The sequence below is a fragment of the Vampirovibrio chlorellavorus genome (genome assembly GCF_003149375.1).
GTDB lineage: Bacteria > Cyanobacteriota > Vampirovibrionia > Vampirovibrionales > Vampirovibrionaceae > Vampirovibrio > Vampirovibrio chlorellavorus_B.
Map to the genome: position 1 here is coordinate 94,225 of NZ_QFWH01000007.1, position 22,521 is coordinate 116,745.

Below are 22,521 nucleotides of genomic sequence, written 5' to 3' on the forward strand. Positions count from 1 at the left end.
ATTGCACGCTTAAAAACTGACTGGTGCAAGGAGGCTGTTTTTAAGTTTTTCAGGCATTTTTTGAGTAATCCAGTTTTTTTGACGTTTTAATTAAGTCGTTCGACACTAAAAAATAAGTTATGCTTATTGTTTAGTTATGCTAGTTTGTACTTAACATTTAAAAATGACACAACAAAACTTAAAACATACAGCACAAAAACCAGTTACTCTTGTAGTAGTTGAGTGCAAGCAGTAACACCCCCGATCAGGTTCAAGAGATGCGCATTGTCTTAGCGGTCAGAATGACCATATCCCGGTTTCAGTTTCAAGGCCGAAGCGCCACTGGGCCGACTGGATTGCTGCTGCTCCTGCAGGCGAGTGGCCAGAATCTGATCCCGACTGTGTGATAGCCCTTTATCACGGTAGGGAATACCTGCCCGGCTTTGCAAATACAGTTGCTCCCAAGGCTCAGGGCTGATGGCGTGGACCAAAAATGGCTGCGCATCCAGATTGGCGCAGAGGGCCAGGGTGGCCCCGGCCTTTTGACCCAATCCTCTGGTTTTTAGTACCTGAAAACCGGCTTCCTGCAGACCGCCTTGCACGGCAGCCGCAGTGCTGTAGGTCAGTACCAATCCCTGCCGGTGCCGCAACAGGGTCTGATAGTGCCGGAACAGATCCACCGTCCATAGTTCGGGCATTTTTTGCGGGGAAAACGGATCGTGAAACACTGCATCAAAATCACCCTGAATTTCCGGGAGGCATTTCCGAAGATCTTGCACCCGAAATTCGAATTGAATGGCGCAATTATCTACTACAGGCAGAGCAATACTGGTAGAGCCCCCCTTCGTGTCGAGCTGGTTCATCAACGTCCGATAATATATATCATGCTCGAATTTGTGCATATAAAAACAGGAGCCAGACTCCTGGCAACTGCCTGCAATTTTCGAGCATTGATCCCATACTAGCCGGACAGATTCATAATATTCGGCAATAAGCATAAGATTTCTTCCGCAAAATTAACAATTTCGGGAAGCATGTTTAACTCATCTCTCTAAACCTCCGTATTCAAATACCAAATTGAAAATATAAATTTACGGTATCTTTGCCGAAAAACTACGGCAATCTGATACTATAAAACTCTAGGCATATTGTAGGTGACAAAGTGTAGTTATGGCAAACGAAAAGATCGCGGCTGATGAAGCCGTCCAAGCGGTTGTGGAAAGTGTGCCTCCAGAGGTTCAGAATACCCCTGAAATTCAGGAAATGACCCCGGAAGCATTGGGGGTTTTATTTTCATCAAAAAAACCGGCCACACAGGACTATATATCTGCGCAAAAAGAGCCTGAGCCAAAACAGCCCGCCTATGCGGTCGATGAAAAATACTCCCATTTACAAGACAGATATCGCAGAAAATTCAATCCGGAATTGCACGAAACTACGGCATCTGGTGAGCCTGTGACAACGCGCAACGGAAATTTGAAATGTCGTCCTGGACGGCCTCGACTCAGTGCCGTACAGTTAAAAAGCCCTCAGGAAGTTGTGGACGAAAAACAGGCAGTGGTAGCCGCACAGAGTGAAGCACAGATTAAAATGTGTTCTACCATTCTGGTTTCTTGCTTCCTGACTATTGGCGTTTCCACTTTTGGGGATGAATGGCGGCCCAGGGCAGAGAAAGAAGCGGGTCACAATGAAGTGCAAATGCTCCAGGAAGCGACCGAGGAATATTTCAGGGCGACGGGGACAGTAAATTTACCCCCTTGGGCTGGCCTGATGTGCGCCTATGGTTTGTACGCGCTTCCCCGGTTTCAGCAGCCTAAAACCCTGTCTAAGCTTGAAAAATTAAAGATGTGGATTAGCTATCAATGGCAAAACTTCCGAAACAAAAGAGCGGGAAAACCGCCGATTCCAACCCCGACGGCTCAAGCCCCGAAAAGCAGACAGGAAGCGGAAGCCAGTACAGCGGCCTAACGTTGATTGGTCATTCTTTGGTGTTGGGTAAAACATTATCCGGCAAAACGTCGCTTGTGAAGCGGATGACCATTGCCGCCAGCACGGAGGATGATACCCCGGTTTTTGTGCTGACCCCGCACGTGCAGGATGCAGGCTGGAAGCACTGCGACCACGTTACCAAGGATGATGCCGAATTTTTAAAACTGGCTTTCAATTCTACCGATGCCCAACTGGTCATCGATGAGGCGGGCCGGTACTGTAAAAAATCCGATGAAGGCATGTGGCGTATAGCTTCGGAAAGCAGGCACCACGGGCACCAAGCGTTTTTCATTGCCCAGCGGCAACAGATGATCGACAAAACGATTCGGGAACAATGTACGAATCTGTTTCTTTTCCAGCAAGGCCCGGATGATGCGCAAATTTTGTACGGCCAATTTGTTGACCGGCTGATTTTAGAGGCTCCTAGCTTGCCCCCGGGGGTGTGCATTGTGAAAATTGGTGATTCCCCAGCTTTTAAAATGAAAGTGTTTTAATTTTAAAAAAATATGATAAGCTGAACCCTAACGAGTGTAGTAGTAGATTTTTTCTTGTTCGTACCAAAAAAGGGGAATGATATGCTGAAAACCATTATGGTTGGTGCTTTGGGCACCGTAGCCGGTTTGTACCTGGCTAAAGCGCTTCGCATTACCGCTTAATTTTAGGGGGATAAACCTTGAAAACAGCGGCAATTGTGTTTGCGACAATTCTGGGCACTGGGGCATTTTTGCACGCGGCGGGAACTGGCCGCTTCGGCTCTCAACTGCAACAGATGGCCAACTATGTAACTGTGGGCTATGGCGTGGGGACGCTTTAGACCTTTTTTGTTTTGAGATAGAGGAGAAAAAGCCTTATGGCTGCGAACCCGGCACAAGGAATTTACAGGGCGCAAGGTGAAGCCGCGATCCCGCTTCAATATGAGTCGTTTTTAGGGAACGCCTCAGGCCTCGCTAGTAACGGAACCGGTCTTTTTGCCATCCCGACGGCTGGCACCTATTACGGTTTTCGATTTCGTTTTTTGACAGCCGGTGGCGTGGAAGTCACCCAGGCCCAAGCGGAAGCGGAAGTTACCGATATCCGAATTCGGGTTAATGGCGACCTAGTGATAGATGCCAAAACCTCGGAATTGAACATGCTGCAAGGCTTTTACGGGGATTCAAAAGGCGCGGCCATCGTGCCAGGTATCACCGTGATCGACCTGGTGCGTTCCAATGCTCTCACCCTGCCAGGTGAAAAGACCCAATATGCTTGGGGCACCAAGGGCGTTGACTCCATTCAGTGCCAATTTGTCTGCGGCACTCTGACCAACGTAGCCAGCATTGAGGTTTACGCGGTACAAACAGACGAAGATCGCCCGATGGCTACCCATTTGCGCATTCTGCCCACCACGGCAAACTTCGCAAGCACCGGCGATTATACCCTGTCTGACTTACCCAGAGATCCCGGCACTGCCTACTTGGCGGCGCATATCGGTTTAGGGGCTGGCACCCTGAAGAACACCACCCTGACCATCGACAACGTGCTGATCTACAACCAAATCCCGCCCAAAGTAGAGCAACAGCGTTTAGAATGGCACGGACGGAACCCGCAAACTGGCTATTTCCACCTTGATTTTGCCCTTCAAAACGAGATTTTGGGCTATCTACCGATGGTTCGGAACAATGGGCGCAAGGTGCAAGACATCCGACTTAAAACCAACTGGACGGTTGCCCCAGGCAATCACCGGGTTGTCACTGAGCGGATTTTCGGCTTACCGGCCATCGTAGCCGCTTAGAATACCCTTTCGCTTGCTTGATTGATGATGAAACAGTGCCCGCCTGCTTTGGGTGGGCACTGTTTGGAAATGAGGGCTATCGTGTTTTTGGACACAGTTGAAGACACTCTTGTTAACCTGACTTCCGGCTTTGCTCAGGGCTGGAATCAGTCTTTGGGCTATCAAAGCATGAACGGGTATCAGTATGATCCCTATTCGGGGCAGTATTACACCATTCCGGCCCAACGTTCCCCGATCTATCAGCCCATACCATACTACCCACCTGCCTATAACCAGGGTGCGGATTGGCTTCCTCTGTTATTGATTGGCGGCGTTCTACTTTTCGCTTTAATGAAGGACTGATTTTATGATTTTGACTGGATACGCACAGCAAACAGGAGTTGCCCCATACGATCCGCAACTAGATTACGGCTTTCAAAGCATCTTACCCGTGATTCCACGCGTTAACAGTCCTCAAAGCTTGCCTATGACCTGGCCCCCGCCTGGATTCTTCCAAAGTAACCCCAGAAATCAGCCACAATTCCAGCCTGCTTTTCCGGCCATTTCGCCTAGGGGCCTGAAAGATGATGCGCAACTGGATCAGGAACGCTTTGAAATTCAAAACGCCCAAAATCCAGCGCCCGGAATGGGCTCTTTATTGTGGATTGCTGCCATTGGTGCGGCGGCTTATTACTTTTACAAAAAAGGGAAAAGCTAATGGGCGTTGATCCAATGACATTGGCGGCTATTGGCTCTAGCGCCCAGGGGTTAGGGCAAGGGTTAGGTGCAGCGTTCGCTCCAGCCCCTTCCTACAGTGCGGCGCAGTCTGATAGCTATCAGGGTGGCGTATCATTTCAGCCGTCATACACGTGGGCAAGTGATTTTAATGTGGTGGGTGGGGGCGCAAATGGCGGTTCACTTGGCAAAAGTGCGAGCGGTGGGCTTTCATTGGCTGGCAATTCTTCCGGTGCTACGGCTACCGGTGCATCTGGTTCAACCACACTAGGACAGCTTTTACCCATTTTCGTGATTGGAGGTGTAGCGTGGCTATTGCTCCGCAAGAAGAAAACGGGATAATTCATATCCAGAAATCCAGTTGGAGCGCCAAAAATGCCCAACACTTGGAAGGATACTTAACTTCTTCCGAACTGGATCATCTTTGGTTTGAAATAAATTCTGGAAATGTTCAATTGTGGAATGTTTACAGGCTTAATAGCGCTGGAAATGAACACGTAGCAACTGTATGTACCCGGATTGAAGAGATGTACGATCGCACTAAACATTTAGTGGTGATCCACGGCGGCGGACAATTTGTGGAAAGCCTTCCCTCTATTCACGATTATCTATATCAAGAGGCGAAGAATAAGGATTGTAAGGTATTTCGGGCCATTGTTGCACGAAAAGGCGTGGCTGAAATCTTAAAACGGCAATACGGTTGCCGGGATTGGGAATACCTGGTTATGAAAGAGGTTTTTTAATGTCAGGCGGCGGATCAAAAAGCTCTAGCAAGTCGAATACTACGACAAGCACGTCCAGCACCACCCAACAACAGGATCAACGGGTGGCGGCTACTGATGCCGGGATTGCTATTGGGCCAAACACCACAGGTACTATAAACATTTCCCAATTGCCGCCTGAAGCTGGCACGATTTTACAGGGGTTTTTAGACCTCACGCAAATGGCCCTGGAAACGGCTGCCGGTGCCGGACAGGTTGCAGTGGATACCCAGGCCCAATTGAACGAGACGCAGGCCTCAACCGCTCAAAACAATCAGCGGCTTATCTGGGTGAGTTTAGCCGTATTGGCGGCTGTATATGTCTTTAAGGGGGAATTCTAATGGGTATCGCATATTTAGAGTACACCGGCACGTTGACGGCCAATCAAATTCAGAAAGTGCCTTTGGCCGGAAAGTCCCTGGCGATTTTGTCCCTGAGCGGCTCCCTAAAATTACAGGTGGATTCCAACGAAACCACGAATATTCGCGCAGGGATGACTTTCAAGTTGCCCGATGGGTTTGAAGAACTGTTTTTTCAGGAGACGGCCGGGGCCGCTGCCAGTTTTACCATTGCCGTTTCAGAGGGCGATATTTTTGACAACCGTTTAACCGTCAGTTCTACCCTGAATACAAAATCGGGCGATACCCTGAATAACCCGGCTGCCGTGTCCGTGGGGACAGGGGCGACCGCTATTGTGGCCCTGGACGCAACCCGAAATTCTGTTGAGATTTTCAATAACGATACCGTAAAAACTTTGTACATTGGTGGAGCTGCTGTAACAACGGCCACTGGACGGCCTGTGTTGCCGCAAACGTCCATCGCACTGGATTCAGGGGCGGCTATTTACGGTATTTCGCCATCTGGCACAATTGATACCAGAGTGTTGGAGCTGAAAAACTAATGGGAATTAGAGGATCAGGCGCAAGAGCTGTATTTTCAAAAACTTACACAAGCCCGGAGCAAATCATTACGTCCGGCGGCGCTTTAACGCTGGCTCACGGCCTGGGAGAGCGGCCAAAATCATTAAGATTCACTCTGGTTTGCAATGCGGCAAATATCAATTATTCAATTGGGGATGAAGTGGATCTTGATTCTGTTAGGCGCGAAAATAGTATCAATGGCGGGCTTTCAGTCGTTGTTGATGCAACGAATATTTATATCCGTTATGGCTCAAATGCCACTGTTTTTTTGTTACTGAATAAAAGCACCGGTGTAGGTACGGATATCACCAATAGCAATTGGCGATTGGTAGTGAGGGCTTTCGCATGACCACGAAGTTTTTTGTTGATGAGAGTGGAAAGTACCTGGGCGGTTGGGATACGCCCGAATCAGAGTATCCACCTGGCGCTATTGAAATTCCTGCACCGCCTGAACACGGGGCGGATGTTCTGCTGAAAAATGGAACCTGGGATACTTCGGGAAGGCCGGTGGACAATGAGCCTGCTTGATGAACCGATCGACTTACCAAGCACAGAGGAATTGCTCTCTGTTCCCGTATTGGCGGGGGCCGGGTTCGGTCTTTTTGCCGCTTATTCTGTGTTCAAAACCCCTTCGCTTGCTCAGATGCTGGGCCTCTCTATGTTGGGTGGCCTGGGTGGGTTTTACCTTAACCCTGTTTTGGTCTCTGGCCCGCCTGCCCCTAGAACACCCAACCCCGCCCCTTCCCCGGTGCCTGCCGTGCCAGAGATCCGGGTACCAAGCTTGCCCACCCTGGATTTTGGCGGGTTTTTCCAAGGCGCCTTGGATACCGTCCAGGACGCCATTGAAAACGTTTTACCGCCCACCACTGCCGATACAGGAGGAAAGCCTGTGACCATTGCCCCTGGCTCCATTATGAACCCCGAAACGGCCTACGCTTTAATCCAGCAAGGCAAATATGCCACACACGTTCGCTATGCCAAGATGAGCCGGTATTATCAGTGGAAAGACTGTATTGAGCCACTTCTAGCGCCTGTTGGTGCCTCCAGAGCAAAGCAAGTAGCCTTAGAAACCCTGAAAAATTCGGCAAAACTGGCTAGCTATTTGGATATTGTTTGCGATCGTTCCACTAAAAGCAAAATTACCGCTAACTCCTGGATCCGTATTCAACAGAAAAGTAGTTTCCATACTTCTGGAAAAGCTGCTGACCTAGGCGGAAGTCTTACTTTTGAATATATTACAGGACCCTTATTGAGAGCTGCTAGAAGCGTACAGGGTATCAATATTGGGATTCCTACAGTTAGAAATCATCGTTCGCTCCATATTGATATTGGTTTTAGAGCTGGATCGCCAGCTGGGAAGCCTCAATTTACTTTCATTGATAATGGAAGTTACGGGGGCGGCGACAAATGGAATGAGATTCTTCCTCCGCCAGGTGGGTCTCAAAAACCTGTTGTTAAAACCACTGCAAAAGCGTCTATTTTACCCAAGGCGGGCTCCATTGCGGTGCCAACGGCACCCAAGCCTAGGCCTTTGCCCTTTATCCCTATTCCCGTTTTTGCACCGGCTCCCGCGCCGCCTGCTTATGGCCCTGGGGATGTTTCCGGTTCCATTATTCGATACAACTGAGGAGAAAAACAATGGCTGCTTTAGTCCCTTTTATCGTGCCCGGCCTTGCGGCCATTGGCGGCTTTTCCATCCTGCAAACCGGCTCTCAGGCGGTGGGCGGGATGACCAACCCCGGCGGTGGTACCCAGGCCAGCCAAAACGGCGGCTTTTTTGATCGCCTGGATACCCTGACAACCCTTTTACTCATTGGTGGCGTGTTATTTCTGGTTGTAGAAGGAAAGAAGGCTCTCAAATGAACGACAAATATCTGACTTACGCGGCAATCTTCGCCTTGGGCTTTTTAACCCACAATTTTGTAGTGCAACAGCAAACACTGGGGACCATTTCCGGCTGGTTCAACTGGAACCGGTAATGCTGGTTTGGTGGCAAAACGTTCTGATTGGCTTGAGTGCTGGCCTATCCTGTGGACTAGCTACTGTTGTAGTACTTAAGAACGATCTGAAATGGCTGGCTTGGCGCCTGGATCGTGTGGAAAAACGAGTTGAGGAACTGGAAAGGAAACTATGAGTATTAATTTTTTTTCGTTCGAGCCTGCGGTTATCAATATCATTACAAGCGTTGTTGCTACCGCTTCCGCTGTGGCTGCGTTCACACCAAACAAGCACGACGATGCTGCAATGATATTTGTGAGGAAAGTTGTGGATTTTCTGGCTTTCAACTGGGGCAATGCCGCCAATGCGAAACGTCGATAAACAATGGCTTGGGGTCGGCCTGATTATTGCCGCCCTGGTGCTAATGGGGCGGCGTGGCCAAACCAATACCACACCGCTTCGGCCTGAAGCCATTGGGTGGGGGTACATCCGCACCCCCGATAATAATAGTGGATCCGGTGGGCTGATAAAAACCGGAATTAGTTATACTCAGTATTAAGGAGGTGATGCGGTATGCCACGAGACCCCAAAACAGGGCAATTTGTAAAAAAAAACGACCAAAGCAACGCAGGCGCGGATGATGCCGTGACGGAGGCTGCTAATCCGCCCAAAAAACGGATTGGCTTTTACAATGTGCGGCACGATGAATTTGTACAGCAAGGAATCCGGCTTCCGTTCGACTCCTAACCTACCCTGGCAATGTAACGATACCGGCCTCCACAGGCCGGTTTTTCTTTTATGTTATGATTTACAGTACTTTTAAAACCTTTAATTTAAATACCAAATATTTTGCCCGCCCCGTTTACCGGATGCGGGCATTTTTTTGTTTCAGGTATCGTAAGCCCTGAAAACAATTTCAGGGGCCTTCTTGGGCCTGTGATTTTTGCCGTAAACCGATTGGCCGGTCATTTCCCTGCATAGTCTGCACCTGGGAATTGAGTGATATTGTCCAGTTTAAAAAAGCACCTATGATTATTCCTATAACCAGAGCAACTCCTGCCAACTGGTAAGAGCTTTGCTGAACATTGCCGATAGTTTCGTAACAGGAGCTTTCCGTAACAAGTCCCAATATTCCAAGCATCTTATATCCCTATTCAATCGCTACAGGTAGGAACCAAAATGTGTTCCAGTTTTTCAAAGGCTGAACGACACTTGGAATTGCTTTTCCCGTATTTATCTTCACATTCATGAATTTCTCGAAGCTGGTTTTGTGCTTGCTCAATAGTTGTTTGAAAGCCTGCAATCTCTTGACGTAAAACCATATTTTCATTTTTTAGGCTGGTTTCCGCCCAAGCGAAACCGGACAGCATGACCACAACCAGGGCGGCAACAATGCGGGAAACCATATTACTTTTAAACTCCATAATCAAATACCACCTGCATTATGGATCAGTTTAAAAAAAAGAAAAGGGGGGACTTTTTATATCCCCCCGCAGAAGTGTATTGTGATTACGGAAACCGTTGTTTTTCCCTGTGGATGCGGGCGTTTCGGCTTACTTCGGCAGGGTCAAAGTCTCTCAATTTCTGGATTGTGCCATCGTTCGGTTTGCCGTGTCGGAAAAGGGTTAGCTGATTCCCTCCGGAATATCCGCATACCGGGCACCGAAATGCGGCAAGGCTTTTGGCGAACACCTCCGTATGACATTCAGGGCATCGGTAAATATCAGTCACTCGGCACCTCCTGAACATCAAAGAAGAACTCATCTTCCGGTAATACCGTTTTTGCAGCCCTAATCCAAGCCTCGGCCTGCTCCTTAGTGCCAAAACTCCCGGTCGATTGTACGGATTTTACCATTGCACTGATGACCACCTGGAACATTACGGCACCTCCCGGACTTCAAAACGGATGCCCAACATTGCGTTATAGCCCCGGTAATTATTGTTTGCACCGTTTACCCAGCCTTCAGCAATGTATTTGTTCTCAAATTCCCGGATGGGAAACCATTGCTCGCTGATTCCGGGCTGTCGGATGTTCATATAAACGGCAAACATTTACTGAGCCTCCCGGATGCCGATTTCACCCCGGATTCTGTCCACTTCCCGCAACCGGTTTTCGTGGTTGCGGAAGTAGGAAGCGCCCGCGTATTTTTCCAGTATCGGGCGGCGGGGATCACGAGCCATTGAGATTAGCATATTCACGGCCCGTTTCTTGCAGGCGGCTTCATCGTCGGTATATTGGCCCGTTTGGCTGGTACGGAAATACCAGGGACTGCTTTCCCATATCGACACAATAAAGTCGCAAACCCGCTTGATATGCGGTATCCGGTCAACACCTCCCGCGCTTTGGATGAGGCGGAAAGCGCCTTGTGGCCCGAAATCGAGAACCAACGTGGCAGCCTTAAAAGACCTGTCACGGTTGACTAAATCGATTATGTACCGTGCTGGAACCAGTGTATCATTTGCTCTTCGGCTTGTCATTGACGAAAATCCTTTTAAAATCACAATACTGACTGAATCTCTAGAAGCGGCTTCTAGCTAGTGGGTAGCCGATCAGCCATCTATACCTTCTAAATAACCCCTGCAAAGGGTCTAGATGGTCTAGAAAGTATATAGACCGGCGCGGCGCTTATTTTTTGGAAAATTGCGCAGCAAAAAGCTTCCGGGGCTTTTGCGGCAATCTCCGGGTGCGTTAAATTCGGGCGGCAAAAATTCAGGCCTGAAAATCAAGCCGCCTATATTCTGCGGATTCAAATCTTACGGTAAATCTGATAGCATGCAGTCCGCCGCTACGGTAGACCAAAAATCTACGGGGATGGCGAACGAGACATAAGTTCTAGCAGATCTACCTCATAACGTTTATTGCCGTCCAAATCGTACTCCTCTACAACCATTGGTTCGGTAGGCCGACCCTTAGTGTCGAGTTGGTTCATCAACGTCCGATAATATATATTATGTTCCGACGGGGTTAAATTTTGGTTCAGGGCATCGAAGCAAGGAAGTGCTAAAACCTGAGGCAAAAATCGCATGATCTCAATGGACTGTTCCACCGCTACTATAGAGAGTGTTACAGGGGAAAGGGCCACAGGGCCCATGGGTGTTTCTACCCCTGCCCGGTGACGCAACAATTCGTTGATGAGGGCCCAGGAATTGTAGCCCATGCCGTAGCAAGCATCCAGAATGCGGATTTCCCCGGTCTTTTGGGCCTTATCCAACAGCCCGGAGGGCATTACGTAGTTGTTGACTGCCTCCGTGTAAGCGCCGGCCCGGTTGTGGCACAACTGCCCCACCGCCACATCCAGGCAGGAAAGCGAACCATCGGCTGTCTGAATCAGTTCATAAGTCATAGCAAACTATCGTTTCTCGTCAAAAACTGGGGAGGCTTTTCAGGGTACCCATAGAATTGTCCCGGCTTCCCCCCACTGTAAGCGGGATGGTTTTATTATCCTGCAAACGCAGGAGGGGTGTTCAAGTTTTGCGGCGCCGCCCCGATACCCCCTACAAGTAGCAACCTCTTGAGCGCCTTATGATTCCTGTGAAATCATCATCGAAACGTCCGGGTTTGGGTCCATGGATACTGGTGGCCATATCCGCCCTGATGCTTTTTGGGGGTATGGCCAGCTGCACTTTCTTTGCCCTCTTTGTGTACTTTCCCCAGCACTATGCCGAAGCGCAATGGAAAGAGCCCTGGGTCAGTGGCAATGTTAACTTGATGGATTTTAAGAGCGCCGCGCAATTCACTCAGGCCCAACAGGCCCTCAAAACGGCCATCCATAATCAGCAGGAAGCCGGTAACCCGATTCCCCGCCTACTGCTGGCCGATTTGTTTGACATGATGGGTAAAACCTTGGCAGCCCAATTTTTCTATGAAGACACCGTGCGCATCATTGAAAGCGACTGGTTGTCGCAGAAAGTCATGGCCTCGCTATCCAGTCATGCCTACGCTCAATTGGCCCTCATTTACTACAAACAGAATAAGCCCAAGGCGAGTTTGCAAGCGCTGCAAAAAGTGGAAGATGAACATCAAACCACCGAAAATCCAACGCTGCTAGAAGCCTTGCAGGACACGCTGGAGCATCCGGAACGGCCGGAATTTCATTTGGCGCTGGCCCGGGAATTTAAACATGCGCTGATGCTGGATTTGGCCCAGCGGGAGCTTGAGCGGGCCACAAAACTGGGAGGAAGCCCGGCTTTGGCCTTGGAAACCGCGCTGTTTCAAAATCTGGAAATGCCGAAGTATCCCGGAAATTTGACGCCACTGGCCCGCTATTACCTGCAAGCGGGAAATATACTGTCTCACACGGACAACCATCAGGAGGCCAAACACTTTTATCTCAAGGCCCTGCAAGAGTGTCCCCGTTTTGAATGGACCTATAATGCACTGGCTAGCACCCATCACGCCCTGGGAGAACTGGCCACCGCCCGCCAATACGCCCAGACCGCCTTACGTATCAATCCGGCCTTCTACTACCCGCATCTGCTGTTGGGGGATATCGCACTGGAGCAGGAGCGTTACCAGGAGGCGGTGCGGCATTTTACGCAGGGGCGGCAAATCATGTCACAGTTGCCGGAGGACATCCGGCTTCGGCAATGGATTAATGTTGAAAATCAGCTGGCCTTTGCCTATGAGCAATTAATGCAAGCCCACAAGGCTAACAACCATTATCTAGCCGCGCTGAATGCCGCCCAGCAAAGCGAACAGGATTTTGAGAGCGAGTATCTTTACGCCCAGGCCGGTTTGAAACGTCTAAAAGTTCAACTGTAATTCAGGGCAACTTCCTACTACAAGCATAGCTTTTTTTGTATTTGTCACTCTTGAAAGCATTGAAAGAACTTGATAATTTGTGACGTCAAAATAAAGTCCAATCATTGTACTTTAGTAAAATTTTTGCCTTGCCGCAGATGACGTCATAACTTACAATAGACTGGTTAAGACTAGAGGCGGACTTATTTCTGATGTCGATGACCACCAAGACGACAAAATCTTCCAAAAACAAGTCAAAAGTATCCAGCCACAACCGACTGGAAAGCCTGTTGGAGGAAACGGAACAGGAGCTGGAGCGGTTGGGCCCACAAATTGAAAAGCTGGAAAAGCAGGTGGAAAAACTGCGTCAGTTGCGTTTGGAAAAACAAAAACTGATTACCCTGAAGTTAAGTTTGCAGTCAATTCTGGAAAACTATAGTGATTCTAAAGTCTCACCAGAAAACGACACAATACTGGATAATTACGTGAGTTACGGGGCAGCCACGCCCAAGGCCCTGCCCTCTCCTTTTACCGGCTGGCAGCGCACCCCGGCCTACCACTTGCCACAGGGACGTCAGCAGGCCGGAACCTTTATTCCGGATATGGCCTTTCAGCAAGTCAATCAGGTATTACGGAAACGGAACTCCCTGAATTACGAGCTGTTTCGAGCCATTGTGTTCAACGGCGGGCAGGCCTCCACCGAACAGATTAAGCAGTACCTCGTGGATCATCAGATTACGCAACCGGCCAGCGGTCATGGCTTTGAAGCGGTTGAACTCACCGATATTTCCTCCCGGGTGAATTATCTGGTGCGCAAGGGGCTGGTCAATCCGGACGGGCGGGGCAACTTTGTTTCCTGTTTGGGATGGTTGGTGGATGGGTTGTCCACACCCTCCAGCGCATCGAGTACAGAAACGCCGCAGGAATCGTAGCTCCTCAGCGGCAGTCATTCCGTGGATTTGTGGGGAAAGGCTGCCGATCGGGAAGGCGACAAGGCCGGAGCAACGGGCGATTCAATCCGCCTGCTGGCTGGTGATTGTTTCCAGATGGGCCTGCATGGCTTTCAGTGGCATCAAATCGCCCTTGGCCGCCGCCACTTCAATGCCCTGCTCTAAAATCTCTCTGGCCTTCTCAGTCTGGCCAGTGGCAGCCAGACATTTGCCCAGCGATGCGTAAGCCACCGAATGCTTGGGCTGGGCCTTCAGTGTCCTCTGGAAAGGCTCAATGGCCTGAGCGTACTGCTGCAGCTCCAGGTAAGCGGAGCCCAGACCGAAGTTGCCCAACGGGTCTTCCGGGTTGAACTTGAGGGCCTCCTCAAACATGGCGATGCGTTCCTGAAGGGCCTGTTCCTTTTTCAGCCGCTCCGCTTCCGGATCAACCGTCAGGGCAGCGTTGGGGGACTTCTGACGCAGCGCGGCCCGAAATGCGGCCGTGGTGGCTTTGGCCTTCTCATCTTCGGCCTTGTCCTTGTCACCCAGCTTCATATAGAAAATGGATAAATTGGTGTGGGCCAGCACATGATCGGGATCCAGCGCCAAGAGTTGATTCATCAGCGCAATGGCCTCCTCGTACTCCTCATGGCGAGACAGGATGACGCCCAGAGCCTCGTAAGCGGCCAGTAAATCCGGTTGTACGGTCAACGCCTGACGCAACTTGGCGATGGCCGCCTCGTCCTGCCCTTCCGAGAACAGTGATAAGCCCTGTGTCAAAAGCGCCTGACCGTCTGGTTGGCTGTGTGGGGCGTGATAAAACGGCAGCAAGCATACTTCCACCGTATAAGATTGCCCGTCAATCTCCAGTAACAGGCGTTTCCCCGGAATGCGTTCCTTTTTACCGAGGTAAGCCATGGCGATGACTCGCTTGAAAGTAGGCGCGTAAACCACACTGGCCAGAGTGCCCACCCCGTTATCATCAATGCGACAAGCGGCGCCCGATGGCGGTGCGGTGGTCAAATCCGGCGAAAACAACAGGCCGACCAAGGCCTGTTGCAGCATGCCATAGGTTTTCACCCGGGCAATGGTCTCCTGCCCCAGGTAACAGCCCTTGCTGTAGCTGACCGCCTCTCGCTCCAGTCCGGTTTCGGGAAGCAGGGTATTAAACTGGTAGTCCTGACCGAAACGGGGCTGTCCGGCCTCAATGCGCAAGGCCTCCCAGCAGGCTTCAGAGATCAAGGTGCCCCCGGCCTGCCCAGTGGCCGCCATTAAATCCTGTTGAAAGGCCTCCGACTGCTCCCGGGGCACCCGGCACAGAAAACCGTCATCCCCCAGAAACGCCCGCCGTACAAGCAAAACGGACGCCCCCAGCAGTTCGACTGGCAGACTGTCAAAAGGATTCAGGGGCAGACGTGAATCAGATGGAAGCAGGGTTTCCAGAAAAGCGGCGCTCCCCGGCCCCTGAATGGCCCACAAGGCATATGAATCCGTTTGCTCAGCGCATTGAAAATTTTCCAGAATGTGAAATTTTTCAATCTGCGCAATGGCATTGTCGGCTTCGGCCTTGTCCACCATCAGCCAGAGAGCATTTTCCATCCGGTACAGATCCAGAATACCCTGAATTTTGCCTTGACGATCCAGCACGGCGTTGCGCTGCCCCTGCCCGGGCTGTAGGGCCGACACGTCGTTGCTGAGCCGGTTATTCAGAAACCGGATCGCATCGGGCCCGGTAAACTGAAACAGGGCATACTGCGACAACGGGGCAATTCCAAACCGGCCGCGGGTCACCTCGGCTTCGGTCTGCACTGCCGGGGTGCAAGTGGTGGACAGCACGCTCATGTCAAAACCGGCTTAAGCGGCAGGTCCTTCCGGGAAGGCTTCTTTTAAAATGGCCTGCAATTCGCCATTTTCAGCCATGGGCCCCAAAATATCGGTATCGCCGTAGAACTTGCCGTTGATGAACACCTTGGGCAAAGTGGGCCAGTTGGTCATCTCGCTCAGCACAGCCCGCTTTTCCATATCGTGCAGCACGTTAATCACTTCAAACGGGTAGCCGTACTGGCTCAGGAACTGGATGGTTTCCACGGTGAAGCCGCACATGGGCATATCTTTGGTGCCCTTGCCGTAAAAAATAATCTTGTTTTCGCTGATCTCTTTTTCAATTTCGCTTTTCAGGCGATCTTTGGTGCTTTGTTCCAGCTCTTGCATGGGGAAAGTCCTTTTACGAATTGCGGGGGATACGATGGCTTTAGCATAGCTGAAACCGGCCTGATTCTCAATCCATTCCGCATCAGGCCTGATCAAACCCGTTGCTGTGCCCCGCCATCCTCAAGTCAGCTGAACCACCCACTGAAACATCCAGCGGCTAAGCAGTTTTCGGAAGTAGCCGGGCCTTTGGAGTTCCCCATTGACCAAACCGTAATAATAGCGTTCCATCCGCATCATCTGCTCCTGGAAAATCCCGTACTGGTGTAGAATCACCTGGGACTCTTCCACCAGTCGGCTGGCCAGCGCCGGGTTCTTATGAATTTTGATGATAGAACGGGCCAGAACCTGACTGTTGCGAATGGGCACCCTTAAGCCGGTTTGCCCATGAATAATGACCTCGTTGTAAGACGATAAATCCCCCACGATAACCGGCTTTTGACAGGCCATGGCCTCAAACAGGGTTACCGGCATGCCGTCGGTGCTGGGCACGGACACCACCACGTCGCACAGGGCATAATACTGGGGCAGTTCGGTAAAAGGCACCTCTTCCACCCAGCGAATGGCCTGACTGACGCCCAACGTATCGGCCAATGTTTTTAAGGACTGCACATAGGCCTGACGTTCCGGGGTGTTGCAGAAGGTGTCCTTCATAATGAAAAGGGCAGTGGGCACCTCTTCCAGCACTCTGGGAATGCTCTCAATGATGGTGGTCTGGTTGTAATGCGGGGTCATCTGCCGGGGACTCAGCACCACAAAGGCCTCTTCCGGGATGGCCAGCTTTTCCCGCAAGGCGGTGGTTTCCACATCCGGACGAAACGTGTTCACATCCGTACCAATGGGGATCAATTCCACCGGGGTCAGGCCCAGCAGCATGCGCTGAGCGGTTTGGTGCAAATCGTAGGAGACCGCCGTGACCAGATCGCTTTGCCGCATGGCCAGGGCGTTGACCAGATGATCGCGCCACAGTTGGGGCAGATGCCTGTAATTGCGCTGCGGCAGGTAAATATCGGAGCCCAACAGGGTGATGACGATCGGATGAAAGCCCGCCAGTGCCGCAGACCAGCCCCGATGGTAGAGAAAAATGGCATGCAGCACATCCGGTTGGATATCCTTGAGGTGTTCCCTGATTTTACGGGCTCTGGCCTTGATAACCGCCGTTTTGGAGACCTTGCCTCTGCCTGCCTCAATCAGGCTGTCCCGGTTGGGCAAGGCATGAACGGTCACCCCGTCAATGGCGCCTCCTTTATCGCTGAGGCAGTAGACCCGGTGCCCGTGAGCCACAAAATAACCCAACCACCGTTGCACATGGATATTGGTGGCATCCGCGATAAAACAAAGCGTTAATAACTTTGGCACGAATCTGGTATCTTTACTCGACAGAGGCATCATACCACGGCTGACCCACTTCGCATCGCCGATTTTGCCCCTGAAATGCCGGTGGGCTTTGTGTTAAAAATTCAAAATACAGTTTTTAAAAAGGGGAGACAAACCAATGGGCTACTGGCTGATGAAAACCGAACCGGGCGAGTTTTCTTTTGAAGATCTGGTGCGGGACGGCCGTACGGTCTGGGATGGGGTGCGTAATTTTCAGGCCCGCAACAATATGAAAGCCATGAAACAGGGGGATCAGGTGCTGATTTACCACAGCGTGACCGAAAAGGCGCTGGCCGGAATCGCCCGAGTCAGCCGGGAGTTTTACCCGGACCCCACGGACAATCCCAAGGGGGATTGGGTGGTAGTGGATCTGGAGCCGGTCAAGGCATTGCAACGCAAAATCTCGCTGGCCGAAATCAAAGCCAATCCGGCTTTGGCGGAGATGCCACTCATCAGGCAATCCCGGCTATCGGTCATGCCGCTGGACAAAATAACGTTCGACTACCTCATTGATTTATCCGGCCAGAAGCCGCACACACCCTAAGGCTTACCTCAATGCAGTTTCCCCAACCTTTACGAGAAAAGCTCAGGACTCCACAGCCGCTTCCGGGTTTGCAACCAGTGGCACCGCCGCCTCGTTCAGCAGCGCTTCCCGGTTGTCAGGCAGCACAGACCAGGCCAGACCAGCCCGCTTGGGTAGTAGAATGGTGAATGTGGAGCCTTTTTCCAGTTCTGAACGCACCGCCACATCCCCACCATGGAGTTCAACCAGTTTCTTGATAAAGGCCAGACCCAGTCCGGTTCCTTCCACCGTGCTGTGGGTATGGGTTCCCACCCGGAAATACTCATTGAAAAGCAGAGGAATTTGCTCCGCTGAAATGCCTTTCCCGGTATCCTGAACCGAGATGGCCACAAATCGGGCATCTCCGCACTCTTTTGCCCGCAGATAAACATGCCCGTTGGGTTGGTTGTATTTGATGGCGTTGCTGACCAGATTCAGGATTATCTGTCTTAAAAACCGGGTGTCCGCCTCCACGTCCACAATGTCGGGCTGAATTTCGTAATGAATCCGCACGTCCTTATGCATTGCCAGTGAGGCCACCAAAGGCTTCATATTCTCAATAAACGTCGACAGGTTAATCACCTCCAGAGAGAGGCTGAGCCGACCCTCTTCCAGACGCGCCTTATCCAGAATTTCCGACACCATGTTCTGTAACTGGGTGACCCCGTCTCCGATATACCCAATGATCTCCTGCTGCTGGACACTCAAGTGTCCGGTATTTTCCCGCAGAATCTGGATAAAACGCCCCATGGCCGCCAATGGGTTCTTGAAGTCATGAGAGACAAAGGCCATGACCTTGGTTTTCAGGCGATTCGCCTCTTCCGCCACCTGCGAGGCCGCTTCCAATTGCCGGGTTCTCTCCCGCACCCGTTGCTCCAGCTCCAGATTCAAGGTCTGGAGCAAGGTCTCCGTCTGCTTACGTTCTACCGCAATCCCGATGACGTTGGCCACCGCCTGTAAAAACATGACGTCGTCGGCTGTGTAGGAGCGAATCTCTGTGGAATGAACACCGAGTACCCCAAAAGGTTTGTCCGGATTTTCTCCCTGAATGATAACGCTCATCCCGCTCAGCACCTGATGGCTTTTGAGTAAGGCAGGCTGGGTAAAGCGGTCTTCGGTGCGGAAATTTTCCACCACCACGGGCTCCTCCACCAACAGGGTGTATCCCGCCTGAGATTCCGGTCCCGCCGGAACCCTGGCAGTCCCCACCACATCCTCATTCCAGCCATAGCCCGCCTGCATCAGGAACTGGTTTTCCGCGGCATTAAAAACCAGCACCTTGGTCAAGGGCAGCTTCAAGGTCTTGGCCAATAGAATACAGGATTGATCCAGCAGTTTATCAATGGCCACACCGGATAAGGCCTGCTGGCTTAGCGAGGTCAGGATTTTTTGCTTGTTAAAATTGCCCCGCAGCCTTTCCTGGGCCGTTTTCAGCGGGGTAATATCATGGTGAATGGAAATATACTGGATCGGTTGCTTGTCCACCGTCATAAAAGGGTAAATGGTGGTGTCCACCCAGTAATGCTGCCCCGTTTTGGACTGATTGCAGATTTCTCCCTTCCACACCTTGCCAGACTGAATGGTTCGCCAGAGTTCCTCAAAAAAGGCAGGGGCGTGAAAACTGGTGTTGATCAGGGGATGGGGATGACCGATCAATTCCACCTGCGTGTATTTGGAAATCTCGCAGAACGCCTGATTGACATAGGTCAACACCCCGTTCGGATCGGTGATGGCCAGAATGGAGGCCGAGTCCAAGGCCTGACGAATGTTGGTCAACTCAAATACGGATTGCCTTAACGAGGCTTCCATTTCTTTCTGTACGGTGAGATCCCGAACCACATTGGAAAATCCCAGCAGGTTATTTTCGGCATCCAACGTGCTGGTCAGGGTACACTGCGCCCAGAAATCCGAACCATCCTTACGAATAAGCCGACTTTCAATATCAAGACGGCCCGCCTTTTGCGCCCTTCGCAGTTTTTCCTGGGGGCCCCCTGCTGCCTGTTCACTCTCCGGGTAAAACACGGCAAAATTCTGACCCAGAATTTCGCTTCTGGTATACCCCTGAATCCGCTCCGCACCCTCGTTCCAACTAATCACGTTTCCCTGTGGGTCCAGCATATAAATGGCGTAATCCTTAACGCCGGAAACGAACAGGCGAAAGCGCTCCTCACTGGTTCTGGCCTCTTCCTCGGATTGCAGGCTGGATTGGTAATAAAACAGAACGCGCAGGGACAAGGTCATCACCAATATGGAAATGGCGATAGTCGAAATTTCAAAGGTAACGATCAGTTTCTCCGCCTCCAGCGCCTCCGCAGCTTTGCCCAGCAAAAATTCAAAGATCTGGATAATGACCACCCCGGCCACCAGAATCAGAAAACCCAAGGCAATGCCCAAACCGGAAAGATAACGAATTCGCTTGACCGGAGATAACAGGGGGGCCAAAAAGCCCGGCGGGGTCAGCGCCTGACTTAAAAGCAGAATGGCGCACAAGGCCGCCCCTACAATCGTGGGAACCGCCTGGTAAAAGCTCATAAGCACGGGAATTTTTGCGAAAACCCCGACCAGGGCAAACAATGCCGTTTCCAGCACCAGAATACCGATCAGCCCAATGGGATTGCGACTGCCGGGTACTTGGGGCAGAAAACGCCACAGGCTGACGCCAATGGTGATTAACAGCAACTGAACAGCGGTAAGAAAAGCCACGGGAACAGTCGGGTAAATCGTCACCAGCGGCAGGAGGACGTTAAATTTCGCAAGGATCAGGTAATGGACAACGTAGAAGAGGGCAATGCCCGCTGGAATGAGGGCCAAGTTGCCTAGTATCGGTGCCCGGTATTTTTCAGGCAGGGATATGGGGCAAGTCAGGATGGCAAGCACCAGTCCCAGACAGAAAAATGAAATCGCCGTGAACAAGGCGATTTCCGAACCCGCACCCAGCCACGAAAAGGTGGTTAAAAGCCTGTAATTAAAGGATTTGCCAATAATTCCCAGGAGGCCGATTAAAGTAATGATGACACTGAGGAGAAACGAAACATTCGGAATTTTACAGCGCATTGTACAGCCTAGTGACCTTGATGGTCTTTATAATACATTTTTTAAGCAACGGTGGATATAACGTTTCATTATTCTGAAGAGCCACACACATCATCCCGGGTTTTCTCCTGAAAACCAGTGTCTTTTCCGGAAATAGTGGGCTGCTGGACTGAACCTGTTGAAACACCCGTTTCTGATGCCTGACGTGTTTATGATCCCATTAAGTACAGTTGCTCGCAAGGTACTTTACCTTGGGACCTGACACCCCATCGGAGCCAATTTTACCGGTCGGTGCTGTGTCCCGTCCGAGATTCTGTTACCCATACGGTTTGGCCACCCTGGCATTTCATCGTTCCCCTTAATCGTTCCCTTCAATATTTTCCCAGGCGGGGATTAAAACTGGCCGGTTTGCTGCCGGGATTCTCCCGACTGACCGGTTGCTTGGCGGCGGTTCCCACAATGCGCTCCACCCCCTGCCCCAGCAGATCCAGTAAATCAGTGGTGGTCACCACACCCACCAGTTCATCGTTTTCCACCACGGGGAGACAGCCAATGCGATTGCCCCGCAACTTGTTGGCAACTTCCCGGATGGTGGAATCCGGCGCCACACAATAGGCAGGCTCGCTCATGACGTCTTCCACCAAAAGCCCCTTCATGGTGGTGTAAGGCTTTACCTTCTCACTGCCCGTATCGGAATCGGAGATAACCCCCACAACCTGCCGGCGCTCCACCACCACCAGATGATGAACCCGGTTCTGGCGCATTTTTTCAAAGGCGCTTTCCACCGATTCAGACTTCTCAATGGTAATCACCGGGGTGGTCATACATTCATGGACGCGCATGGCAAACTCCTCCATAACAAGGGCTGGAAAGGTAATTTATTATGTACGGCATTTCGACAAACCCGCATTACTACTCTGGGTATATCGCCTCTGTCTGGATGGCTATTGGTCAAGCTGATAATTTACACAACGCTGTTTCTGGGCAACAGTACAGCAGGGTGAACAGCCGCGGAATCACTGGTGATTCATCCGCAGAATCCGGTTAATAACAAGTTGAGAGAGAGGAGAAAAATACCGATGGCCTTGATGAGACCGTTTACCGAAGTGCGTGATCAGATGGAGCGCCTGTTCCACGAGCTGGAAGAGTTTCAGTTTCCCACCTTCCCTGAAGCCCGGGAGCGGGTGCCAAGAACCTGGCTGCCCGCCGTTGATCTGTTCGAGAAAGACGGGAATTACCACCTGAAAATGGAAGTGCCGGGCATTAAACCCGAGAATATTGACATCCAGATTCTTGAAGACGCGGTGGTCATTCGAGGACAGAGTCGAGAGGAAAAAGCGGAAGAGAAGAAAGATGTCTATCGCCGGGAATGCCACTATGGGGCGATTTACCGACGGGTTCCCCTTCCGGGCTCGGTCAAGTCGGAAGGAGCTAAAGCGGAACTCAAGCACGGCATTCTGGAACTGTCTCTGCCCAAAGCGGAAGGCAATCTGGGAAAACGCATTCAGGTGCAAGCCAGATAGCCAAAACCGATTTTGTAGTGCCTGGCACTGGCTGTATTCCGTATACAACGGGTGCCAGGCGCTTTCACCGGATATT

The 22,521-nt window shown here is 51.2% G+C and carries 29 protein-coding genes; 18 read left to right on the top strand and 11 right to left on the bottom strand.

The window, feature by feature from the left end:
* Window positions 1-269: 269 nt before the first annotated feature.
* Window positions 270-977 carry an MnmC family methyltransferase gene (locus tag DF283_RS10060; protein WP_333782283.1) on the bottom strand — a complete coding sequence of 236 codons (708 nt, stop codon included), beginning with the start codon at window positions 975-977 and terminating at the stop codon, window positions 270-272.
* 172 nt (window positions 978-1,149) lie between these two features.
* Here DF283_RS10060 and DF283_RS10065 point away from each other — a divergent pair, with 172 nt between their 5' ends.
* The 14 genes from DF283_RS10065 to DF283_RS10130 all read left to right on the top strand — a co-directional run bounded on the left by DF283_RS10065 (window position 1,150) and on the right by DF283_RS10130 (window position 8,819).
* Window positions 1,150-1,947, top strand: a complete 798-nt coding sequence (locus DF283_RS10065; RefSeq protein WP_303674700.1) for a hypothetical protein — start codon at window positions 1,150-1,152, stop codon at window positions 1,945-1,947.
* Window positions 1,948-1,949: 2 nt separating this feature from the next.
* Window positions 1,950-2,462 carry a hypothetical protein gene (locus DF283_RS10070; RefSeq protein WP_303674702.1) on the top strand — a complete coding sequence of 171 codons (513 nt, stop codon included), beginning with the start codon at window positions 1,950-1,952 and terminating at the stop codon, window positions 2,460-2,462.
* Window positions 2,463-2,818: 356 nt separating this feature from the next.
* Entirely contained in the window at window positions 2,819-3,739 is a 921-nt protein-coding gene (locus DF283_RS10075; protein WP_303674703.1) for a major capsid protein P2, read from the top strand.
* A gap of 81 nt (window positions 3,740-3,820) precedes the next feature.
* Window positions 3,821-4,081 carry a hypothetical protein gene (locus DF283_RS10080; RefSeq protein ID WP_303674704.1) on the top strand — a complete coding sequence of 87 codons (261 nt, stop codon included), beginning with the start codon at window positions 3,821-3,823 and terminating at the stop codon, window positions 4,079-4,081.
* A 124-nt stretch (window positions 4,082-4,205) separates the two neighbouring features.
* Window positions 4,206-4,436, top strand: coding sequence for a hypothetical protein (locus DF283_RS10085; protein ID WP_303674706.1), 231 nt, complete (start codon window positions 4,206-4,208; stop codon window positions 4,434-4,436).
* 325 nt (window positions 4,437-4,761) lie between these two features.
* Window positions 4,762-5,196 carry a hypothetical protein gene (locus DF283_RS10090; RefSeq protein ID WP_303674708.1) on the top strand — a complete coding sequence of 145 codons (435 nt, stop codon included), beginning with the start codon at window positions 4,762-4,764 and terminating at the stop codon, window positions 5,194-5,196.
* Entirely contained in the window at window positions 5,196-5,555 is a 360-nt protein-coding gene (locus DF283_RS10095) for a hypothetical protein (RefSeq protein ID WP_303674709.1), read from the top strand. Before DF283_RS10090 ends, DF283_RS10095 begins: the two co-directional genes overlap by 1 nt.
* The gene (locus tag DF283_RS10100; RefSeq protein WP_303674710.1) at window positions 5,555-6,115 is read left to right on the top strand and encodes a hypothetical protein; all 561 of its coding nucleotides are present in this window, start codon (window positions 5,555-5,557) and stop codon (window positions 6,113-6,115) included. Before DF283_RS10095 ends, DF283_RS10100 begins: the two co-directional genes overlap by 1 nt.
* On the top strand, window positions 6,115-6,483 hold the full coding sequence (locus DF283_RS10105) for a hypothetical protein (protein WP_303674711.1): 369 nt from the start codon (window positions 6,115-6,117) through the stop codon (window positions 6,481-6,483). The genes DF283_RS10100 and DF283_RS10105 overlap by 1 nt, the downstream gene beginning before the upstream one ends.
* The gene (locus DF283_RS10110) at window positions 6,480-6,662 is read left to right on the top strand and encodes a hypothetical protein (protein ID WP_303674712.1); all 183 of its coding nucleotides are present in this window, start codon (window positions 6,480-6,482) and stop codon (window positions 6,660-6,662) included. Before DF283_RS10105 ends, DF283_RS10110 begins: the two co-directional genes overlap by 4 nt.
* Window positions 6,649-7,761 carry a hypothetical protein gene (locus DF283_RS10115; RefSeq protein ID WP_303674713.1) on the top strand — a complete coding sequence of 371 codons (1,113 nt, stop codon included), beginning with the start codon at window positions 6,649-6,651 and terminating at the stop codon, window positions 7,759-7,761. The genes DF283_RS10110 and DF283_RS10115 overlap by 14 nt, the downstream gene beginning before the upstream one ends.
* An 11-nt stretch (window positions 7,762-7,772) precedes the next feature.
* The gene (locus DF283_RS10120) at window positions 7,773-7,997 is read left to right on the top strand and encodes a hypothetical protein (RefSeq protein ID WP_303674714.1); all 225 of its coding nucleotides are present in this window, start codon (window positions 7,773-7,775) and stop codon (window positions 7,995-7,997) included.
* A gap of 267 nt (window positions 7,998-8,264) precedes the next feature.
* On the top strand, window positions 8,265-8,453 hold the full coding sequence (locus tag DF283_RS10125) for a hypothetical protein (protein WP_303674715.1): 189 nt from the start codon (window positions 8,265-8,267) through the stop codon (window positions 8,451-8,453).
* Window positions 8,454-8,645: 192 nt separating this feature from the next.
* Complete coding sequence (locus DF283_RS10130; RefSeq protein ID WP_303674716.1) at window positions 8,646-8,819, top strand: hypothetical protein; 174 nt, start codon at window positions 8,646-8,648, stop codon at window positions 8,817-8,819.
* Window positions 8,820-9,226: 407 nt separating this feature from the next.
* Here DF283_RS10130 and DF283_RS10135 read toward each other — a convergent pair whose 3' ends face one another.
* The 5 genes from DF283_RS10135 to DF283_RS10155 form a co-directional block, all read right to left on the bottom strand.
* On the bottom strand, window positions 9,227-9,496 hold the full coding sequence (locus tag DF283_RS10135; protein ID WP_303674717.1) for a hypothetical protein: 270 nt from the start codon (window positions 9,494-9,496) through the stop codon (window positions 9,227-9,229).
* Between the two features lie 299 nt (window positions 9,497-9,795).
* Window positions 9,796-9,951 (bottom strand): hypothetical protein, encoded by a 156-nt coding sequence (locus tag DF283_RS10140; RefSeq protein WP_303674718.1) that lies wholly within the window; start codon window positions 9,949-9,951, stop codon window positions 9,796-9,798.
* Entirely contained in the window at window positions 9,951-10,124 is a 174-nt protein-coding gene (locus tag DF283_RS10145; RefSeq protein ID WP_303674719.1) for a hypothetical protein, read from the bottom strand. Before DF283_RS10145 ends, DF283_RS10140 begins: the two co-directional genes overlap by 1 nt.
* Window positions 10,125-10,460: a hypothetical protein gene (locus tag DF283_RS10150; protein ID WP_303674720.1), complete on the bottom strand. Its 336-nt coding sequence runs from the start codon at window positions 10,458-10,460 to the stop codon at window positions 10,125-10,127. It abuts the gene before it with no gap.
* Window positions 10,461-10,876: 416 nt separating this feature from the next.
* Complete coding sequence (locus DF283_RS10155; protein ID WP_303674721.1) at window positions 10,877-11,416, bottom strand: hypothetical protein; 540 nt, start codon at window positions 11,414-11,416, stop codon at window positions 10,877-10,879.
* A 266-nt stretch (window positions 11,417-11,682) separates the two neighbouring features.
* Between DF283_RS10155 and DF283_RS10160 the strand changes: the two genes are divergently transcribed.
* Both DF283_RS10160 and DF283_RS10165 read left to right on the top strand, forming a co-directional pair.
* Window positions 11,683-12,834, top strand: coding sequence for a tetratricopeptide repeat protein (locus DF283_RS10160; protein WP_303674722.1), 1,152 nt, complete (start codon window positions 11,683-11,685; stop codon window positions 12,832-12,834).
* Between the two features lie 191 nt (window positions 12,835-13,025).
* Window positions 13,026-13,745: a hypothetical protein gene (locus tag DF283_RS10165; RefSeq protein WP_303674723.1), complete on the top strand. Its 720-nt coding sequence runs from the start codon at window positions 13,026-13,028 to the stop codon at window positions 13,743-13,745.
* An 81-nt stretch (window positions 13,746-13,826) separates the two neighbouring features.
* Here the strand turns inward: DF283_RS10165 and ygfZ are convergent, their stop codons facing one another.
* The 3 genes from ygfZ to DF283_RS10180 all read right to left on the bottom strand — a co-directional run bounded on the left by ygfZ (window position 13,827) and on the right by DF283_RS10180 (window position 17,309).
* Window positions 13,827-15,584, bottom strand: a complete 1,758-nt coding sequence (ygfZ, locus tag DF283_RS10170; protein ID WP_303674724.1) for a CAF17-like 4Fe-4S cluster assembly/insertion protein YgfZ — start codon at window positions 15,582-15,584, stop codon at window positions 13,827-13,829.
* Window positions 15,585-15,596: 12 nt separating this feature from the next.
* Window positions 15,597-15,953: a glutaredoxin family protein gene (locus tag DF283_RS10175; protein ID WP_303674725.1), complete on the bottom strand. Its 357-nt coding sequence runs from the start codon at window positions 15,951-15,953 to the stop codon at window positions 15,597-15,599.
* A 120-nt stretch (window positions 15,954-16,073) separates the two neighbouring features.
* Entirely contained in the window at window positions 16,074-17,309 is a 1,236-nt protein-coding gene (locus DF283_RS10180) for a glycosyltransferase (protein WP_303674726.1), read from the bottom strand.
* Between the two features lie 136 nt (window positions 17,310-17,445).
* On the opposite strand from DF283_RS10180, the gene DF283_RS10185 reads away from it, so the two are divergent.
* Window positions 17,446-17,871: an EVE domain-containing protein gene (locus tag DF283_RS10185; RefSeq protein ID WP_303674727.1), complete on the top strand. Its 426-nt coding sequence runs from the start codon at window positions 17,446-17,448 to the stop codon at window positions 17,869-17,871.
* 42 nt (window positions 17,872-17,913) lie between these two features.
* On the opposite strand, the gene DF283_RS10190 is transcribed toward DF283_RS10185, so the two are convergent.
* Together DF283_RS10190 and DF283_RS10195 are read right to left on the bottom strand one after the other, a co-directional pair.
* Window positions 17,914-20,802 (bottom strand): PAS domain S-box protein, encoded by a 2,889-nt coding sequence (locus tag DF283_RS10190; protein WP_303674728.1) that lies wholly within the window; start codon window positions 20,800-20,802, stop codon window positions 17,914-17,916.
* A gap of 491 nt (window positions 20,803-21,293) precedes the next feature.
* The gene (locus DF283_RS10195; protein WP_303674729.1) at window positions 21,294-21,764 is read right to left on the bottom strand and encodes a CBS domain-containing protein; all 471 of its coding nucleotides are present in this window, start codon (window positions 21,762-21,764) and stop codon (window positions 21,294-21,296) included.
* Between the two features lie 237 nt (window positions 21,765-22,001).
* On the opposite strand from DF283_RS10195, the gene DF283_RS10200 reads away from it, so the two are divergent.
* The gene (locus DF283_RS10200; protein ID WP_303674730.1) at window positions 22,002-22,445 is read left to right on the top strand and encodes an Hsp20/alpha crystallin family protein; all 444 of its coding nucleotides are present in this window, start codon (window positions 22,002-22,004) and stop codon (window positions 22,443-22,445) included.
* The last annotated feature ends 76 nt before the right edge of the window (window positions 22,446-22,521 follow it).